Annotated in this window: 19 protein-coding genes; 12 read left to right on the forward strand and 7 right to left on the reverse strand. The window is 66.8% G+C overall.

Translation table 11 applies throughout. The features are described 5' to 3' along the window. Positions 1 to 57: 57 nt before the first annotated feature. Genes G6N57_RS23505 through G6N57_RS23525 form a run of 5 tightly spaced genes read left to right on the forward strand, consistent with a single transcriptional unit; the run spans position 58 to position 6311 of the window. Positions 58 to 1017, forward strand: coding sequence for an ABC transporter permease (locus G6N57_RS23505; protein WP_234815864.1), 960 nt, complete (start codon positions 58 to 60; stop codon positions 1015 to 1017). Then, positions 1014 to 1862, forward strand: a complete 849-nt coding sequence (locus G6N57_RS23510; RefSeq protein WP_097926464.1) for an ABC transporter permease — start codon at positions 1014 to 1016, stop codon at positions 1860 to 1862. The genes G6N57_RS23505 and G6N57_RS23510 overlap by 4 nt, the downstream gene beginning before the upstream one ends. Before the next feature lie 2 nt (positions 1863 to 1864). Continuing rightward, the gene (locus tag G6N57_RS23515; protein WP_077739164.1) at positions 1865 to 3463 is read left to right on the forward strand and encodes a dipeptide ABC transporter ATP-binding protein; all 1599 of its coding nucleotides are present in this window, start codon (positions 1865 to 1867) and stop codon (positions 3461 to 3463) included. Continuing rightward, entirely contained in the window at positions 3463 to 5091 is a 1629-nt protein-coding gene (locus G6N57_RS23520) for an ABC transporter substrate-binding protein (protein WP_077739163.1), read from the forward strand. Before G6N57_RS23515 ends, G6N57_RS23520 begins: the two co-directional genes overlap by 1 nt. 5 nt (positions 5092 to 5096) lie before the next feature. Continuing rightward, positions 5097 to 6311 carry an acyl-CoA dehydrogenase family protein gene (locus G6N57_RS23525; RefSeq protein ID WP_097926465.1) on the forward strand — a complete coding sequence of 405 codons (1215 nt, stop codon included), beginning with the start codon at positions 5097 to 5099 and terminating at the stop codon, positions 6309 to 6311. Between the two features lie 60 nt (positions 6312 to 6371). On the opposite strand, the gene G6N57_RS23530 is transcribed toward G6N57_RS23525, so the two are convergent. From G6N57_RS23530 to G6N57_RS23540, 3 genes are read right to left on the reverse strand one after another with little or no spacing between them, the layout of a single operon-like run. After that, entirely contained in the window at positions 6372 to 7169 is a 798-nt protein-coding gene (locus tag G6N57_RS23530; protein ID WP_077739161.1) for an NADPH-dependent oxidoreductase, read from the reverse strand. Beyond that, on the reverse strand, positions 7166 to 8179 hold the full coding sequence (locus tag G6N57_RS23535; RefSeq protein WP_077739160.1) for an aldo/keto reductase: 1014 nt from the start codon (positions 8177 to 8179) through the stop codon (positions 7166 to 7168). The genes G6N57_RS23530 and G6N57_RS23535 overlap by 4 nt, the downstream gene beginning before the upstream one ends. A gap of 16 nt (positions 8180 to 8195) precedes the next feature. Continuing rightward, positions 8196 to 9149, reverse strand: coding sequence for a TauD/TfdA dioxygenase family protein (locus G6N57_RS23540; protein WP_077739159.1), 954 nt, complete (start codon positions 9147 to 9149; stop codon positions 8196 to 8198). Between the two features lie 294 nt (positions 9150 to 9443). On the opposite strand from G6N57_RS23540, the gene G6N57_RS23545 reads away from it, so the two are divergent. Beyond that, positions 9444 to 10379: a LysR family transcriptional regulator gene (locus tag G6N57_RS23545; RefSeq protein ID WP_234815865.1), complete on the forward strand. Its 936-nt coding sequence runs from the start codon at positions 9444 to 9446 to the stop codon at positions 10377 to 10379. 24 nt (positions 10380 to 10403) lie between these two features. Here the strand turns inward: G6N57_RS23545 and G6N57_RS23550 are convergent, their stop codons facing one another. Together G6N57_RS23550 and G6N57_RS23555 are read right to left on the reverse strand one after the other, a co-directional pair. Next, positions 10404 to 11699: a cytochrome P450 gene (locus G6N57_RS23550; protein WP_077739158.1), complete on the reverse strand. Its 1296-nt coding sequence runs from the start codon at positions 11697 to 11699 to the stop codon at positions 10404 to 10406. A gap of 118 nt (positions 11700 to 11817) precedes the next feature. Further along, positions 11818 to 12687: a polysaccharide deacetylase family protein gene (locus tag G6N57_RS23555; protein ID WP_077739157.1), complete on the reverse strand. Its 870-nt coding sequence runs from the start codon at positions 12685 to 12687 to the stop codon at positions 11818 to 11820. Positions 12688 to 12746: 59 nt separating this feature from the next. On the opposite strand from G6N57_RS23555, the gene G6N57_RS23560 reads away from it, so the two are divergent. The 4 genes from G6N57_RS23560 (at position 12747) to G6N57_RS23575 (ending at position 14574) form a co-directional block, all read left to right on the forward strand. Continuing rightward, entirely contained in the window at positions 12747 to 13112 is a 366-nt protein-coding gene (locus G6N57_RS23560) for a MerR family transcriptional regulator (RefSeq protein ID WP_077739156.1), read from the forward strand. Between the two features lie 63 nt (positions 13113 to 13175). Further along, the gene (locus G6N57_RS23565; protein WP_051576877.1) at positions 13176 to 13676 is read left to right on the forward strand and encodes a YkgB family protein; all 501 of its coding nucleotides are present in this window, start codon (positions 13176 to 13178) and stop codon (positions 13674 to 13676) included. 17 nt (positions 13677 to 13693) lie between these two features. Next, positions 13694 to 14332: an RNA polymerase sigma factor gene (locus tag G6N57_RS23570; RefSeq protein WP_234815866.1), complete on the forward strand. Its 639-nt coding sequence runs from the start codon at positions 13694 to 13696 to the stop codon at positions 14330 to 14332. A 5-nt stretch (positions 14333 to 14337) separates the two neighbouring features. Next, positions 14338 to 14574: an anti-sigma factor family protein gene (locus G6N57_RS23575; protein ID WP_234815868.1), complete on the forward strand. Its 237-nt coding sequence runs from the start codon at positions 14338 to 14340 to the stop codon at positions 14572 to 14574. Positions 14575 to 14596: 22 nt separating this feature from the next. Here G6N57_RS23575 and G6N57_RS23580 read toward each other — a convergent pair whose 3' ends face one another. After that, positions 14597 to 15001 carry a DUF302 domain-containing protein gene (locus G6N57_RS23580; RefSeq protein WP_077739154.1) on the reverse strand — a complete coding sequence of 135 codons (405 nt, stop codon included), beginning with the start codon at positions 14999 to 15001 and terminating at the stop codon, positions 14597 to 14599. A gap of 181 nt (positions 15002 to 15182) precedes the next feature. On the opposite strand from G6N57_RS23580, the gene trxA reads away from it, so the two are divergent. After that, positions 15183 to 15566 carry a thioredoxin gene (trxA, locus tag G6N57_RS23585; protein WP_077739153.1) on the forward strand — a complete coding sequence of 128 codons (384 nt, stop codon included), beginning with the start codon at positions 15183 to 15185 and terminating at the stop codon, positions 15564 to 15566. 66 nt (positions 15567 to 15632) lie between these two features. Beyond that, positions 15633 to 16349: a TVP38/TMEM64 family protein gene (locus G6N57_RS23590; protein ID WP_077739152.1), complete on the forward strand. Its 717-nt coding sequence runs from the start codon at positions 15633 to 15635 to the stop codon at positions 16347 to 16349. Positions 16350 to 16352: 3 nt separating this feature from the next. Here G6N57_RS23590 and G6N57_RS23595 read toward each other — a convergent pair whose 3' ends face one another. Then, positions 16353 to 18752: a Tex family protein gene (locus tag G6N57_RS23595; protein WP_077739151.1), complete on the reverse strand. Its 2400-nt coding sequence runs from the start codon at positions 18750 to 18752 to the stop codon at positions 16353 to 16355. Positions 18753 to 18789 lie beyond the last annotated feature (37 nt).

Consider the following 18789-nt stretch of genomic DNA (forward strand, 5'->3'; position numbering starts at 1 on the left):
AGTTCCTAAAGGTGCGAATGATTGCTCCACCTGCGGGGCGGCCATAGCGTTCGACCGGTGTTGAACTTCACCCTGCGGCGCATCGGCCAGTCGATCATCGTGATCGTATTGGCGTACACCGCAGTGTTTTTCGTTCTCAACGTGCTGCCCGGAGACCCGATCGAGACGCAGATCTCCAACCCCGAGAATCCCATCTCCGATCACGACGCTCAGGTCTTGCGCGATTACTACCGGCTCACCGATCCCGCCATCGTGCAGTTCGGCGTATCGGTACAGCGGTTGTTCACCGGGGATCTCGGATATTCGCTCAACAGCGGCCAATCGGTAGCGCGGCTGATGGCGCACGCGCTGCCCTCGACACTGGCGCTGGCCGCTGTGGCATTCGTACTTGCCGCCCTGCTGGGCTTCGGCATCGCGCTGGCCGCGGTGTTCGCGCCATGGTCACCGGTGCGTGAGTTCGCGCGGGTGCTGCCACCGGCGTTCCTGTCCATCCCCGTGTTCGTCACCGGATTGGTGGCCCTGCAATGGTTGTCGTTCAGCCTCGGGTGGGTATCGGCCGTCCGCGACGAGGGACTGCGGTCGACTGTGCTGGCCGCCCTGCCCCTGGCACTGCCGGTCGCCGCGCCCATCGCGCAGGTGCTGATCCAGGGGTTGAGCAACGCCGCCGCCCAGCCCTACGTGGAAGTGCTGCGCGCCAAAGGCCTTGACGACAAAAGGATCATCTTCGGGCATCTGGTCAAGAACGGCTCGATTCCCACCGTCACGATCGTGGCCATCACGGTCGGCGAACTGCTGGCCGGATCGGTCATCACCGAAACCATCTTCAACCGCACCGGAATCGGCTACCTCACCGAAACAGCGGTCCGCAACCAGGACACCCCGATCATCCAGGCGGTGGTCATCACGGTGTCGGTCACGTTCGTGCTGGTCAATCTCCTCGTCGATGTCACCTATCCGCTGATCGACCCACGCATCCAGAGATCCACTACTCCGAGAGGCGCGCTGGTGCCCGCATGATCCTGACCGACGCACGCCCTGCCGTGCCCGTTCCCAGGCCGTCCCGCCGGGTCAATGTCAATCCGTGGGACATCCCACCGGTGTTGTTGCTCCTTCTGGTCGCGGCGATGATCGTCGCGCCGTCGGCCATCGCCCCCTACGATCCGCTGCAGGAGAATCCGGACCTGCCCCTGGCCGGCCCGAGTCTCTCGCACCCGTTCGGCACCGACTACATCGGCCGCGACCTGCTGAGCCGGGTGATCGCCGGAACCGGCGCCACCATCGCCGGGTCGTTCATCGCCGTGGTCATCGGACTGCTGGTGGGAACGGTTCTCGGGTTGCTGGCGGCCTACTTCGGCCGCATCACCGACAGCATCATCGGCCGGATCATCGATGTGCTGCTGTCGATCCCGACGCTGCTGCTGTCGATCACGATCATCGTGGCCCTCGGCTTCGGCACGGTGAATGCCGCTATCGCCGTCGGTATCTCATCCATCGCCGTATTCGCCCGGCTCGCGCGATCCGAGGTCTTGGCGGTGCGCAGCCTGCCATTCGTGGAAGCCAGCGCACACCTGGGCGCCGGCCATCTCACCCTGTTGTTCCGGCACATCCTGCCGAATGCCTACTCCTCCGTACTGGCCCTGGCCGCCCTGCAGTTCGGCGCGGCCATCCTGGCAATCGCGTCGTTGAGCTTCCTGGGCTACGGAGCGCAGCCGCCCGAACCCGAATGGGGGCTGCTGATCTCCGAGGGACGCAACTACATCAACTCGTCGCCGGGCCTGGTGTTCTTCCCGGCACTGGCGATCGTGTTGACCGTGATGAGCCTGTCGCGGCTCGCCCATATCATCCGAGAGAAAGTCGGCTGACAATGAATTCTCCTGCCCTGCTGTCTATTTCCGATCTGAACATCGAATATGCGGGCCGCGGGGACGTCGTTCGCGACGTCTCGTTCGATGTCGGGGCCGGCGAGGTGGTCGCCCTGGTCGGCCAGTCCGGGTCCGGCAAGTCCACCATCGCGCGCGCGGTGCAAGGTCTACTGCCCGCCAACGGCCGGATCGCCGCTGGAGACATCCTCGTCGAGGGCCGCAGCGTCACCCAGCTCTCGCAACGCCGGTGGCGCGATCTTCGCGGCAGCACAATCGGTTTCGTTCCGCAAGATCCGCTGGGTTCACTGGATCCGCTCAAACCGGTCGGCGACCAGATCGCCGAAGTGCTGCGGGTGCACCGGATCGCCGGTCGGGACGGTGCCCGCCGGCGAGCGGTCGAGCTGCTCGAGCACGTCGGCATCGCCGACGCGAGCCGCCGGGCCGGCGATTACCCTCACCAGCTCTCCGGCGGGCAGTTGCAGCGCGTGCTGATCGCGATCGCCATTGCCGGTGAACCCCGGCTGCTGATTGCCGACGAGCCCACCTCCGCACTCGATGTCACCGTCCAGCGGCGCATTCTCCAGTTGCTCGACGAGCTGCGCGTCGAGCACGGTCTCGGCGTCCTGTTCATCACCCACGACCTGGCGCTGGCCGAGCAGCACAGTGACACCGTGGTGGTGTTGCACGACGGAGACGTGCGCGAGACCGGCCCCACTGCAACGGTGCTCACCGCACCGAAGGACGACTACACCCGGCAGCTGATCGCCGCGGCGCCGGCGCTGTCGCCGGACAAGTACGCGCACCGGCCTGCGACGACTGCCGCCGCGGAACCGATCCTGCGCGTGGACCGGCTGGTGAAGAACTACGGCGGGGCCCGTGCGCTGGACGCGGTGTCGTTCGAGGTCCGGGCCGGTTCGATCCACGCCCTGGTCGGCGAATCCGGATCGGGCAAGACCACCGCGGCCAGGATATTGGCGGGCCTCACCGACTTCGACTCGGGCGAGGTTCGGGTGAACGGTTCCGTACGTGCCGCACGAACACCGCTGCGCACCGCGCAGCAGCGGGCACAGGCCCGGGTCCTTCAGTTGGTACACCAGAATCCGCTGGCCGCTCTCGATCCCCGGTTCACCATCGGCGAGGCGATCGCCGAGCCGTTGCGGATCAACCGCATCGGATCCCCCGCGCAGCGCCGCGAGGAGGTCGCCGAGGCGCTCGACCGGGTCGGCTTGGCCGCCGACCTGGCTGCCCGCAAGCCGCGAGAGATATCCGGCGGTCAGCGCCAGCGGGTCGGCTTGGCCCGTGCCCTGGTGCTGCATCCGGCCATCCTGGTGCTCGACGAACCGACCTCCGCGCTGGACGTCCACGTCCAGGCGCAGGTGGTGGACCTGCTGATCGACCTGCAACAGGAACTCGCACTGACCTACCTGTTCATCTCTCACGATCTCAGCCTGGTCCGCCAGATCGCCGATCAGGTGAGCGTGCTCGAACACGGCCGGCTGGTCGAAACCGGGCCCACGGCAGATGTTTTCGGCGCCCCATCCGCGGCATACACCCGCCGCCTGCTCGATGCGGTCCCCGGCACCCCGGCACGTGCGGCGTGATGGTCCGACGTACGGTGGCCGCGATCCTGATCGTCGCCGGCTCGGTGAGTGCCTGCTCCGATGCCCATTCCCCCACCCCGACACCCGGCGCTCGCGGCGGCGACCTGACCTACTTGGATGCCGAGGCGCCGGCCTCCCTGCAGATCCAGGTCAGCTACTGGCAGAACAGCCTGCTCAAGGACCAGATGCTGGACCGCCTCGTCTACCAGGACCCCAAGACGTTCGACTTCGTGCCGTGGATCGCACAGAAGTGGACGGTCGACCCGTCCAAGCGCATATACGAATTCACCATCCGCGAAGGCGCCAGCTACAGCAACGGCCAACCCGTCGACGCCGAGTCGGTACGCCGCAACCTGGAATGGGAAGCCAACGGAGACAAAGACAAGGGCATCACGCGCAACACCTACTTCCCTGAGGTCGACTCGATCACGACCGACCCTGCGCGTCGCACCGTCCGCGTCACACTGCGCAAGCCGTACGCGCCGTTCATCGCGGTGCTCTCGCTGAACACGTCAGGCCTGGTCGCCGATGCCACGATCGACGCCACCAAGGAACAGCAGTCCGTTGTCACCAACCTGATCGGGTGCGGACCGTTCGTCGCCACCTCGGAGATTCCGGACAAGCAGATCGTGCTGTCCAAGCGCCGCGGTTACAACTGGGCCCCGGCCACCGCGCCGCACCAGGGCGAGGCCTACCTGGACACGGTCACCGTCATCCCGGTGACCGAAGACAGTGTCCGGGTGGGGGCGATACGGGCCGGGCAGGCCGACGCCATCCGCTATTCCCAGCCCCCGGACGAGCGCCTGCTCACCAGGGAGGGCTTCGACGTGCGGGGACTGCGCACCCCCGGCCTGGCCAACACTCTCGATGTCCGGCAGACCGCTCCGTTCATGCGGGACATCAACGTGCGCAAGGCGATCGGGTTCGGAATCGACCGCGAAGAGATCCTGCGCACCCTCTACACCGAGAACTGGAAGCCCGCGCAGAACATCGTCACGAAGAACTTCCCGGGTTACACCGATCGCAGCGACGCTGTCCGCTACGACCCGAACGAGGCCGTCCGGCGGCTGGAAGCCTCCGGGTGGACCCACGTCAACAGCGACGGTTACCGGGTCAAGGACGGCCAGGAGTTGGCGGTCAAGATCTATGTGGACGTCTATGACCACACCGCCAAGCCGATGTACGAACTGATCCAGCGTCAATTGCGGCGCATCGGTATCCGGCTGGTGATCCGCCAGACCGACTTCGCCAACTACCCCACCGCCAGCATCGAGGATTCGGTAGGCCTGCGGCGCAACGGCTGGCCCACCGCCGACCCGGTGCGGTTGTGGCAGAACTACGACAGCAAGGGCGGCGATCTGTACGCCCTCGACGGCGCGGACCCCGCGATCGATCGCATGCTGCACGCCCAGATCGAAGCCACCGATCCGGCGCAGCGGCTGAAAGTGCTCGAGGAATACAACAACTACGTCATCGACAACGCGTACTCCATCCCGCTGCTCGAAGACACCCAGATTTTCGCCGTCGCCCCACGGGTACGGGGATTCGCCAACGCGGCCAACTCGGTGCCCTGGTTCTACGACGCCTGGATCGACGACACCTCGGCCGCAACCACCGGAAAGGATTGACACCGATGACCATCGACTCGGTACTGACGGCACGCGCCGTTCCGCGGGGACAACAGCTGCAGGAAGTGCTCGACGCGATCGCCGCCGACTACCGCCGCCGTCTGGACGAGGGCGGACACGAACCACCCGGGCTCGGGCTGCGCCTGGTGCGTGAGCACCGGCTGGGCGCGGCCCGATTGGCAGGCGAACTCGGTGGCGGCGACCTCACTGTGCCCGAGTTCTTCGAACTGCTGATCAGGCTCGCCCAGGCCGACCCTGACCTGACCCATATCCTGCGGGTGCACTACGCGACCGTCGAGGAGCTGCAGCGGGTCCCGGGCAGCCAGGCCAAGGAGCGGTGGCTGCCGGTGGTGGCCGAGGGTCACCTGATCGGCGGGGTGAGCTCTGAGCTCACCACCGCCCGCGTGGGTGGCCAGACCTATGACACGAAGCTGGTGCGCTCCGCCGACGGGCTGCGGCTGACCGGCCGCAAGTTCTACAGCACGGGCGCCCAGTTCTCCGACTACGTGCGTGCCACCGCTGAAGATGAGAACGGCGCCCCGGTGGCCGCGGTGGTACCGGCGGACCGGGCCGGGATCGTCCACGCGGATGACTGGGACGGCATCGGCCAACGCCACACCGGCAGTGGGACAACCATATTCGAGGACGTCACGGTGCACGACGACGAGGTGTTGCCGATCGGCACGAATGTGGGAGTGGACCGGGCGCGCGGTGCGCTGGTGCAGCTGTATCTGCACGCGATCGCGGCCGGAATCCTGAAGTCTCTGACCGAGGAGGCCGCCGCGTTGGTCCGTGATCGCCACCGTACCTATACCTTCGCCACCACCGACACCCCCTCATCCGACCCCCAGCTGCTGGAGATCGTCGGCGAGATCGATGCGGTGGCCTACACCGCCGAGGCATTGGTGCTGCGGGCGGCGGCCGAGTTGGCCCCGGCTCTCGACACCGCCCGGGTCAGCGGGATCGACGCCCGGCTCGAAGATCAGGGCGCGGTGGCGGCCGCCCGGGTCAAGGTGGCCATCGAGCAGCCCGCGCTGCGCGCCGCCTCCCGCGTCTTCGACGCCGGCGGCGCGTCGTCGGTGCGGTCGGCGTCGTACCTGGACCGGCACTGGCGTAACCTTCGAACCCTGTTCTCCCACAACCCGACCGTCTACAAGGCTCGGGTGCTCGGGGACATCGCTGTCAACGGCGCGGGGTTGCCGGACACCGGGTTCTTCTGACCACACTCGACGAAACGAACCGCTGAGCATTCCGCTCAGCGGCTCGTTTCCTGTCACCTCTCAGCGCGACGGCAGACCGAGGCGTTCCAATTGCTCACGCAGCCGGTGTCGCCCGGACAGCGAATGCGGGCCGGCCAGCCGGCTCAGCACCCGCTCACTCCAGCTGCCCGACAGACCGTAGCGGTTGTTGTAGACCGCCAGCCGCTCGTCGTAGCCGGGCAGATGTGAATCGGCTGCCTGCGCGTCGTACTGCTCACGGTGCAGTACCGCAGCCTGGGGCAGCCGCGGCTTGATTCCCGCGTTCTCCGTAGGGTCCGGGGTACCGACGGCCAGACCGAACGTCGCCACCGCGTGTGGCGGCAGCCCCAGCTCGGCCGCCACCTCTTCGGGGTGGTTGCGGACCGCCCCGACGAAAACCGCACCCAGTCCCAGAGATTCGGCGGCCACCACCGCATTCTGGGCAGCCAGTGCGGTGTCGACGAAACCGATGATCGTGGTCTCCAGGTAGTCCGCACCGTCGAGCGTGGCCCCCGCGCGTTGCGCCAGTCGGCGGGCGCGGCCCAGATCGGCCACCCAGACCAGAAACAACGGGGCCTGGTTGATGAACTGCTGGCTGTTTGCCAGCGTCGCCAGCCGGCCCTTGCGCTGCGGATCGCGGACGGCGATCACGCTCCACGGCTGCAGATTCGAGCTGGTCGATGCCGATTGGGCGGCGGCGACCAGCGCCGAGAGTTGCTCGTCGGTCACCGGTTCCGCGGTGAACTTGCGTACCGATCGATGTGCGAGTTGCAGGGCCAGCGTCTCGTTGTGGACCGCCAGCGCCGCGTCGATGTCGCCGTAACGGGCAATGACGGTCACGAGGCGACCGGCGCTTCCACTCCGAGGTGCTCGGGACGGATCGAACGGTGGCCCCCGACCTGACCGGTGATGGCCTCCAGTCGGTCCAGGTGTTCCGCATCGAGGGCCACCGTCAGCGCACCGAGGTTCTCCCGCAGGAACTCCGGATGGCGGGTTCCCGGGATCGGCACCACATCCTGACCCCGCGAGAGCACCCAGGCCAACGCGACCTGGCTGGGTTGGACGCCGATCTGTGCAGCGATCTCGGTCACGGTGTCGGCGAGCGCCCGGTTGTGGTCGAACACGTCGGCGCCGAAACGCGGATGACGACTCTGCACCCCCTTGACGTCCTCGACGCTGCGCACCCGCCCGGTCAGCCAACCCCGCCCCAACGGCGAGTAGGGCACGATGCCGATGCCGAGCTCGCGCGCGACCGACACCGTGTCGGCCTCGATATCCCTGGTGAACAGCGACCATTCGTTCTGGATGGCCGCGATCGGATGGACCGCGTGGGCCCGGCGCAGGGTCTGCGGCCCTGGCTCGGACAGGCCGATGTGGCGGACCTTGCCTGCCGCGACCAGTTCCGCGAGTGCCCCGACGGTGTCTTCGATCGGCACGTCGGGATCGACCCGGTGCTGGTAGTACAGATCGACATGGTCCACTCCGAGGCGGCGCAGCGAACCCTCGATCGCGGTGCGGACGTATTCGGGCCGGCCGTCCAGGGCACGCGCGTCAGGGTTGGTGTCGCGATCCAGTGCGTTCCCGAACTTGGTGGCGATGGTCAGCGCATCACGCCGGCCCCGGATTGCCTTACCCAGCAGGATCTCGCTGAACTCGGGGCCGTACACGTCGGCGGTGTCGAACAACGTGACGCCGAGATCGATCGCCTCTGCGACCAGCTCGGTCGCCTGCGTCTCGTCCTCGGCGCCGGCCGAGGTTCGAAAGCTCATGAACCCCAGCCCGATTGCCGATACTTCCGGCCCGTTGTCGCCCAGCCGGCGGTGCTCGACGCGCGCTGGTGTGTCTGTCATCGGTTGTCTTCTTTCTTCAGGATCCCAAGAACGGCTCGCCGGAAACGGACTCGGATACGCGTCCGTCAACACCCGTGGGGACATCCCCTTCCAAGGTGACGCGATAGAGCACCCGCTCGTAGTCGAGGTGGCCGGCGTCGGCGATCGCCAGGTGTGCGGTGGCCCGGTTGTCCCAGAACGCGATGCTGCCCGGCGCCCAACGGAACCGGACGGTGTACTCGGTGCGGGTGGCCTCGTCCCACAGCAGCTTGAGGATGGCCTCGCTCTGCGTCGGCGAGTAACCCCGGATCTCGCGGGCACCACGGGTGAAACCCGGGCTGACGAACAGCGCGCGCTCCCCCGTGACCGGGTGCACCCGCACGGCAGGGTGATAGGTCACCAGGTTCGCCTCGCGCACCTTGCGGTCCCGCTGGCTGCCGGCCGCCGCGCGGGCGTTGAACTGGTGCTTGATGTCGAGTTTGTCGGCGAAGTCGCGCAGCTCCTTGGGCAGGTTCTCGTATGCCGCAACGAGGTTGGTCCAGGCCGTGTCACCGCCGTAGGGCGGCAGGATGTGCGCCCGCAGGATCGACGCCGCGGGCGGATTGATCAGCGCGGTGACGTCGGTGTGCCAGCTGTTGTCGTACGAGGTCCGCTTGCGGCCCAGTTGGCGCTCGTAGCGACGGCTGTCGATCGGCAGGATCTCGGGGAACCCCTCCGGCGGCTCCTCCTCGTGCGGATGCGCCGGGGTCACCTTGCCGAAATTCCGGGCGAAGGCGATCTGCTCGGCGTGGCCGATCTCCTGGTCGCGGAAGAAGATCACCTTGTAGGTGTGCAGAGCGTTACGGATCTCCTCCACGACACTGGCTTCCAAGCCGCCGCGCAGGTCGACACCGCGCACCTCGGCGCCGATGTATCCGGCCACGGGCACGATGTCCAGACCCGTGTCGGTGAGAGAAGTTGTTTCCCTGGCTTTTTCACTGAGGTCTGTCATGTGCTGACTTCCTTGTCTTGACTCGGCGTTGGGCTGACGAAACAGTGGATCGGTCTCGCACTGGTCAGCGTCAGCGCGCGGGTCGCCGCGAACAACAGTCTTTGGCTACCGGAACCTTTCAGTGCGGCTTAATGTCCCAGTCAATGCCTCGATGAAGCGAGAATTACAACCGCGGTGATTCCTGCCGCCGGCCCGTGACAAAGCCCTGTTCAGAGCCCCAACCCAGGCAACTGTGAACTCATGGCGCCTTCCACCCGCTGTGGCGGTGATGCAACGATCAACTGTGGGAGGTGCATGATGCTGGACTTACGCAGGATGATGCTGTTGGCCGATTTGGCCGACCTCGGCTCGGTCACCGCAGTGGCCGAGCATCGCAGCATCACGAGTTCTGCAGTCTCCCAACAGCTTCGTGTGCTGGAAGAAGAAGTCGGAGCGGTGCTGTTCCGGCGGGACGGACGAACCCTCGGACTGACCCGCAGCGGTCAGGTGCTTGCCGAGCATGTGCGCCGGGTCCTGGCCGCGGTCGACGAGGCCATGAGCGCTGTGGCCGAAACCCGGGACCGGATATCCGGCCAAGTCGCCATCGCCACGTTCAACATGGGGATTCCGACGCTGGCCGTTCCGCTGATGCACCGGCTCAGCACCGAAGAGCCTGATCTCCGGGTACAGGTTCAGCAGGATACGAGCACGGCTGCGCTGCGATTGCTGCGTCAGGGCGAGGTCGACATCGCGATCACCTGCCAGTACGACTGCCTCGGGCCGGATTCCACCGGCGGCCTGACCACGGTGCCCTTGCTGTTCGAGCCCCTGGTGCTGTTGGCTCCCACCCACTCGCACCTGAAGATCCGCAAGCAGGGTCTTGCCGCGCTGGCCGACGGATTCTGGGTGACGGGCCCTCAGAACTCCGGGTTGGGGATCGCCGCCATACATGCCTGCGAGAACGCCGGTTTCACACCGCAGATCAAGCATCGGCTGATCGGGGCGCAGAACATCTGCGAGTTGGCTGCGACCGAGATCGCCTCGGCGATCGTGCCCCGGCTATCGGTGCCGGCCAATCTGGAAAGTCTGATCGTGCAAGGCCTCACCCTCGGCGGCCGCACGATCAGTGCGGTGGTTCGCGCCGGCAGACAACGCGATCCCAACATCGCGGTGATCCTGCGTACCTTGCAGGCGATCGCAGACCAGGCGCTGCCACAGCAGCCCGAAAAACCCCTCGGGGTCGCATCGTGACTTCGCGTGGCCCCTCGACGCGCGCTAGGCGGTCCATGCAACCGGCAGATGTTTGACCCCGTGCACGAACGCCGACCGTAGGATGGCGGGCTCCCCGATCGCCACGATGTCGGGAACCTGGCGACGCAGTTCATCGAAGGCCACCCGGATCTCCCGGCGGGCGAGGTTGGCTCCCAGGCAGAAATGCACTCCGCCGCCGCCATATCCGACGTGCGGATTGGGGTCTCGCGACACATCGAACCGCCATGGGTCGGCGAAGGTCTGCTCGTCACGATTGGCCGAGTTGTACCACATGGAGACCTTGTCGCCCGCCTTCATCTGAACGCCGCTGCGCTCCACGTCCTGGGTCAGCGTGCGCCGCATGAAGATGATCGGTGACGCCCACCGCACGATCTCCTCGACGGCCGTCGGCGTCAGCCGGTCGAAGTCGTTCCACCATCTGGCCCGTTCATCGGGGTATCGGCTCAGCGCCACCATGCCGTGGCTGATCGCGTTGCGGGTCGTGTCGTTGCCCGCCGCCGTCAACAGGATGAAGAACGACGCGATCTCGTTGGACGACAACCGTTCTCCGTCGACTTCCGCCTGAACGAGACTGGTCGTGAGGTCGTCGGCGGGATGCTCGCGGCGCTGTTCGGCCAGGGCGACGCCGTAACCGGCGAGTTCGGTGGCCACTTGAAGGTAAGCACCGAAGTCATCGGTGGATACCTCGTCATCGCCGGCCCCCATGATGACCGAAGTCCAGTGGAAGAGCTTGGCCTGATCTTCTTCCGGGACGCCCATCATGTCGCAGATGATCTGCAGTGGCAGCGGAGAGGCCACCTCCTCGACGAAGTCCGCGGTGCCATCCGGATGTGCGTCGACCATCTCCGCCACCAGGCGATGCGCACGGTCCCGCACACTCTGCTCGATCCGTGCGATCACCTTGGGTGTGAAAGCCCGGTTGACGATGCACCGCAGCCGGGTGTGGCGGGGGTCGTCCAGCGTGATCATCGACCCGAAGAACTCGGCGATCTCGGCGGGGACCTCGTTGAGTGATGTGCTGGTCGGGCTTGAGCTGAACAGTTCGGGGTGCCGACTGGCGAAGTGCACGTCCTCGTATCGGGTCAGTGCCCAGTGCCCGGCGCCGGCGGGAAATCCGGCGAAATCGGCCACCCCGAAAAATGAGATGGGCGCGTCGTGACGGAGGGTGGCGAAGGCACCATCACGCAGATCGTCGTCAAGCCCCCAGAAGTCGAGCGATCCGAGGTCGATGTCGGCAAGGGGCACCGACGGCGGCGCTGTGCCGTTGGTGCGGTGGGCGATGCCGGTGATCGCTGTCATCGTGGTCCTCCCCGCGCTCCCGCGACGCAAACCACCCATCATCGGCCCCGCCGCTCTACCCGCAGTGTGACACCCCGCACAGCCACGGTCCAGCATTGTGGCTCCAATCGTGCTGCGGCTATTGGCGTTCGCAAGCACTCCGCCAGGTTGACGCGATCTCGTCGCTGGTCGTCAACCACGCGTCAGGTTGCGCGGCAAGATACTCCAGCACCCGGTCGAAATACTTGTGCCGGAACGGTTGCCCGATCACGAACGGATGCAACGCCAGCGCCATCACCCGGCCGCCGGCCGCCGAATCCGCCCGCAGCTGCTCGTACTGGTCGATCACCATCTGTACGAATTCCGCTCCGGTGAAACCTTTCCCGAAGATCAGCAGGTCGTTGAGTTCCACCGAGTACGGCACGCTGAGCATGCCCGGGACGGTCAGCGGGTATGGCTGGTCATCGTTGGTCCAATCGAGGACGTAATGAAAACCGAGTTCGGCCAACAGTTCCGGGGTGTGAGCGGTTTCGGTGAGACCCGGTCCCATCCAGCCGCGCGGACGCCGGCCGGTTGCCTCGGCGATATCGTCGGTGATCTCGGCGAGAAGCCGCCGTTCCTCGTCGACGGTGAACCCGGTGTGCAGGATCGAGTTGGTCCGTCCGTGCGCCAACCAGGTCCAGTCGCGTTCCACCCCGGCCGCCACGATCTGCGGATGGTGCTCGATGACGGCCGAATTCAACAGCACGCTGGGACGGATGCCATGCCGGTCGAGCGCCTCGATCGTGCGCCAAATCCCCACTCGGGCGCCGTAATCGCGCCACCCGTAGTTGAGCGCGTCGGGGATCAGATCCGCGGTCCCCGGCCAGATACTGGTCGAGGGCCGATCGGCGAGGAAATGCTCGACGTTGAGCCCGAGGTACACCGCGACTCGCGCACCCCCGGGCCAATGGATCGGTTCGCGGTCGACGATCGGGTTGTAGGTGAAAGGCGGCTGGAACGTGGTCATGACGAACGGTACGAGCTGACACCAATGTCAGGGTCAAGTCGCGCCGGTATAACTGACATATGCGTATAGGCGAACTTGCCCGCCGTACCGGGGTCAGCCAGCGGTCACTGCGCTACTACGAAGAACAGGGGCTGTTGGCCTCCGACCGCACGCCCGGCGGGCAACGCGAGTATCCGGAGAAGGCCGTGGATCGGGTGATCCGCATCCAGGAGCTGTACGCCGCCGGGCTGCACAGCCGCACCATCTCGACGCTGCTGCCGTGTATGCGCGACGCCGACGGCGGCCCGGCACCGCAGGCCACCCCTCGACTCCTGACCGAGCTTTCCGCCGAACGTGACCGCATCGAGCGGGCCATCCGCGAGCTGGCGACCTCACGCGAGATTCTCGACGGCGTGATCGACGCCGCGTCTCAACAACGCGTGTAACGCTCGGCCATCCAACGGGCACTGAGTTCGGTAACCATCACTCCGAACTCAAAGGAACCGCTCATGAGCGTCATTCGCCAGTCCCTCAGCCCGAGCGCCGTGCGGGCCCACTCGATCCTCAACTCCGCCGGCACCCTTCTGCCCCGCTACGGTCTGGTGGTGGTGATCGCCTGGATCGGGGCGCTGAAGTTCACCTCGTATGAAGCCCACGGGATAGAGCCGCTCGTCTCAAACAGCCCCCTGATGGGTTGGCTGTACGGCATCTTCTCGATCACCGCGTTCTCGAACCTGCTTGGCGTGCTCGAACTCGCGACCGCCGGACTGCTGGCGGTCAAGCCCTGGTTCCCACGCGCATCGGCGGTGGGCAGCGTGCTGGCGATCGGACTGTTCCTCGCCACCATCAGTTTCATGTTCACCACACCAGGTATCGGAGAAGCATCGGCAGGTGGTTTTCCGGTGTTGTCGGCGACCGGCCAGTTTCTGGTGAAGGACCTCGCCCTGCTGGGCGTCTCGGTGTGGACCTTGCTCGATGCGCTCTCGACAGGCCCTACCCAACGCCGTTGAGTCGTTACGATTCGGCCGTGGCCACCAGTGCGGCTGAAGGTGAAGCCGCCCTCATCGCCGACCTACGCGCCGGCGACGAGGCGGCGTTCGCCGCTCTCGTCGACCTCCACACGCCCGCCATGCTGCGGGTGGCGCGCGGGTACGTATCGACCCACGAGCTTGCCGAGGAGGTCGTCCAGGAAACTTGGATCGCCGTGCTGCGGGGTATCAACCGGTTCGAAGGCCGATCATCGCTACGCACATGGCTTTTCACGATCATGGTGAACATCGCGAAGGCGCGCGGCGTGAAGGAGCGCCGTAACACCGACCTGCAGGTGCTCGCAGCCAGCGGCGGCACTGTCGACCCCGCCCGGTTCCGGGAGGCCGGCGACATGTGGGCAGGGCACTGGAAGGAGAACGAGGCTCCTGTCCCGTTCCCTGACACCCCCGAAGGTTCGGTTCTCGGCCACGAACTGATGGATGTGGCCCGCCGCGAACTCGACAAGCTGCCACCACGACAACGCCAAGTGGTGATGATGCGGGATGTGCTCGGCCTCGAATCCGCCGAGGTCAGTGCCTTGCTCGAGATCAGTGCCGCCAATCAGCGGGTGTTGCTGCACCGGGGCCGGGCGGCCGTGCGTCAGGTGCTGGAGGATTACCTGAGGGAGAAGGTGTGACCGCAATGGACAGCTCGATGAACTGCAACGCACTCGTGGAACTGGTCACGGCCTATCTCGAGGGCTCTCTCGATCTGGAGACCAGGGCACGATTCGACACACACCTGCTCGAGTGCGACGGCTGCGAGAACTACGTCCAGCAGCTGCAGGCCACTGTCAAGACGCTCGGCCGGATCCCCAGTGAGGACTTGGACCCGGAATTCCGCAACCGGTTGCTCTCCGCGTTTCGCGACTGGAAGTGAGTCGACAGCGGGTGAGGTTGCCCTAGAGGGCGTCGAGTGCCGCCTGCAGGCGCCGACCGACCTCGGCGGCGATTTCGGCCAGCGCGGGTTCATCGGTGACCTCGGCCATCAGGTTGGGGTTCATCGCCTCGACGACGACCACGGCGTCATCGCCGCGTCCGGTGCGCAGCACCACGTTGCACGGCAGCAGCACGCCGATCGGTGGGAAGGCGTTGAGCGCCTGCTGGGCGAACTGCGGATTGCACGCACCCAGGATCAGATAATCCCCCACCTCGTCCCCGGCGCCTCCGCCCAGTTTGGCGTTGAGGGTGGACCTGATGTCGATCTCGGTCAGCACACCGAACCCCTGACCGGCCAGCGCTTCTCGCGTGCGAGCGACCGCCTCGTCGAACGGCCCTCTGGTGGTGGCCACCAATGCGATGTCCATCTCTTGGTTCCTTCCGTCGCAGACCAGGCGCGCACGTCCTCCCGCCACGCTACCCGCGGAGCCGTCGCCCAGAGGGCGGAACGAAGTCGTGGAATATATACCCCTGGGGGTATGTTGATTCATTCGAACGAATCGACCCCCGGACCTCGCCGGCCACTCGACACCAGACAAGGAGAACTACATGACCACCCGAAACATCGGCTACGCGGATTTCGAATCCACGATCCGAGACAACGACATCGTGCTCGTCGACTTCTGGGCTTCGTGGTGTGGCCCATGCCGGGCGTTCGCCCCGATCTTCGAGCGGTCGGCAGCAAGCCACCCCGAGATCGTGCATGCCAAGGTCGACACCGAGCAGGAAAACGAGTTGGCAGCGCTGATGGACATCAGATCCATCCCCACCATCGCGGCGTTCCGCGAGGGCGTCCTGGTCTTCAGCCAACCCGGGGTACTGCCGCCGACGGCACTGGAGGATCTCATCTCCCAGGTCGCGGCACTCGACATGGATCAGGTCCGGGCCACGATCGCGGCCCGGAAAGCCGAGAGTTCCAGCCGCGCGAGCTGAACGAGGTCGGCCATCTGACCGCGTGCCGCAATAGCGGCACGGCCGTGGGGAAGAATCGTGGTCGGCATGACTGACCACGATGACTCCCCCGCCACCGATCGGCGCCCGCATATCCTGCGGCTCGTCGCGTTCGCGGCATTTCTGTTCGGCCTGTTCTATCTGGTGGCCGTGGCCCGCATCATCGATGTCGACGACATCCGGGGCCTGGTCAGCTCGACCGGCCCGGCTGCTCCGCTGGCGTACGTCGTGGTGTCCGCGTGCCTCGGAGCACTGTTCGTGCCGGGCCCGATCCTGGCCGCGGGCAGCGGCCTGTTGTTCGGCCCCGTGTTGGGCACCTTCGTGACCCTGGGAGCGACAGTGGGCACCGCGGTGATGGCCAGCCTGATCGGCAGGCGCGCCGGCCGTGACAGCGCCCGGGCCCTGCTCGGGGCGCAACGTGCGGACCGGCTGGATCACCAGATCGAGCGGGGCGGCCTGTGGGCTGTGGTCGGGCAACGTTTCGTCCCCGGACTGTCCGACGCGCTGGCTTCTTATGCCTTCGGCGCGTTCGGTGTGCCGTTGTGGCAGATGGCGGTCGGAGCGTTCATCGGCTCGGTGCCCCGCGCGTTCGTCTACACCGCACTCGGCGCGTCGATCGGCGACCTGTCGGCCCCGTTGGCCTACACGGCGATCGGGGTCTGGTGCGTCACGGCGGTCATCGGGGCATTCGCCGCCCACCGCGGCTACCGGTCCTGGCGGCGCCACCACTCCGGGGCCGATCAGGCCCCGGAGCAGACGTCGTAGGCGTTACTTTCCGAAGCCCGCGTTGCGCAGCGCCTCGGCCATCGAACCCATCGGCTGGTTGGCCTCCCGGCGACCGGAGTTGTTGCCGCGATTCTGGTTTCGCCGATCCCCGCCGCGCCCCTGGTTACCACCGCCGCGACCCTGGTTGCGGTTCTGGCCGCCCTGACCCTGACCGCCGCGCTCGGGCCGCTTGCCCTGCTCGCGTTGCGGAGTGTCGTTGAGCCGCAAGCTCAGTCCGATGCGCTGCCGTTCCACGTCGACGTCGACGACCTTGACCTTGACCACCTGCCCGGACTTCACCACCTCGTGCGGGTCCGAGACGAACCGGTCGGCCATTGCCGAGACGTGCACGAGACCGTCCTGGTGCACACCCACGTCGACGAAGGCGCCGAACGCGGCCACGTTCGTCACCACCCCTTCGAGGACCATGCCGGGCTTGAGGTCGGCGACCTTCTCCACCCCGGCGGCGAAAGTAGCCGTCGAGAATGCCGGACGCGGGTCGCGCCCGGGCTTCTCCAGCTCGGCCAGGATGTCGGTCACCGTCGGGACACCGAACCGCTCATCGGCGAAGTCGGCGGGCTTGAGCCCCCGCAGAGTGCGTTCGTCGCCGATCAGCTCGGCCAGCGTCACGCCTGCGCGGTCCAGGATGCGCCGCACCACCGGGTAGGACTCCGGGTGCACGCCGGACGTGTCCAGCGGGTCCTCCCCGTCGCGGATCCGCAGAAAGCCCGCGCACTGTTCGAATGCCTTGGGGCCCAGTCGCGGAACGTCCAGCAGCGCCTTGCGGCTGCGGAACGCGCCGGCGCTCTCGCGGTACGCCACGATGGCCTCGGCCAGGGATTCGGTCACCCCAGACACCCGAGCCAGCAGCGGCACCGAAGCGGTGTTGAGGTCGACACCCACCGCGTTCACCGCGTCTTCGACCACCGCATCGAGGCTGCGGGCCAGCGACCCCGGCGTCACGTCGTGCTGGTACTGCCCCACGCCGATCGACTTGGGATCGATCTTGACCAGCTCGGCCAGCGGATCCTGCAGCCGGCGGGCGATCGAGACCGCGCCGCGCAGCGTCACATCGAGGTTCGGCATCTCCCGGGCCGCGTACTCGGAGGCCGAGTACACCGACGCCCCCGCCTCGCTGACCATCGCCTTGGCGGGCGCCTTGGCCCCGGCCGCGCGGATGTCGGCGATCAGCTCACCGGCCAGCGCGTCGGTTTCGCGGGAGGCGGTGCCGTTGCCGACGGCGATCAGCTCGACGTTGTGCCGGGCGATCAGGGCCGCCAACGTGGCCTTGGCCTGATCCCACTGCTTCTGCGGCTGATGCGGGAAGATCGCGCACGTGTCGACGACCTTGCCGGTGGCGTCGACGACGGCGACCTTGACGCCGGTACGGAAACCCGGGTCCAGACCGAGGGTGGCGCGGGTGCCGGCCGGCGCGGCCAGCAGCAGGTCCTTGAGGTTGCGGGCGAACACCGCGACGGCCTCTTCCTCGGCACGCTGACGCAGCCGGACCCGCGCGTCGACCGCGGCCGAGATCATCAGCTTGGCGCGCCAGGCCAACCGCACGGTGGTGGCCAACCACGGGGTGGCAGGCGCCTTGGCGGTCATGTCGATACCGAGGGACTGGGCGATCATCGCCTGGTACTGCTCGTCCTCACCGCCGTCGAAGTTCAGTGACAGTGCCTGCTCTTTCTCGCCGCGCAGCACCGCGAGCACCCGGTGCGACGGCATGTTCTCCAGCGGCTCGGAAAACTCGAAGTAGTCCCGGAACTTCTGGGCGGCAGGGCTTTTCGCAGCCTCTTCCGACCAGGGGCCGGTGCGCAGGGAGCCGTCGGACCAGAACTTCTCACGGGTGGCGCCGACCAGCTCGGCGTCCTCGGAGGCCCGCTCGATGATGATGTGCCGAGCACCTTCGAGCGCCGCGGCCGCGTCGGCGACGTCGTCGTTGAGGAACTCACCGGCCACCTCGTCGGGCACCAGCGTCGGATCGGCCAGCAGCCGCTCGGCCAGCGGCTCCAGGCCTGCTTCCTTGGCGATCTGGGCCTTGGTGCGCCGCTTGGGCTTGTACGGCAGGTAGATGTCCTCGACCCGGGCCTTGGTCTCGGCGGCCATCAAGGCCGCACGCAGTTCATCGGTGAGCTTGCCCTGCTCCTCGATCGAGGCCAGCACCGCCTCGCGCCGCTGGTCGAGCTCACGCAGGTAGCCCAGACGTTCTTCCAGGGTGCGCAGCTGACCGTCGTCGAGACCGCCCGTGACCTCCTTGCGGTACCGCGCGATGAACGGGACCGTCGAGCCCTCGTCCAGCAGTGCCACCGTGGCGGCGACCTGCCGTTCGGCCACGGCGAGTTCCTCGGCCAGACGGGCGGTTACGGATTTGATGGTTCCGACGGTCACGCTCTGAGTCACGTCGGAGGACCCTACCGAATCGCGGCGACAACCCTCG

Source organism: Mycolicibacterium boenickei (assembly GCF_010731295.1).
GTDB classification, from domain to species: Bacteria; Actinomycetota; Actinomycetes; order Mycobacteriales; family Mycobacteriaceae; genus Mycobacterium; species Mycobacterium boenickei.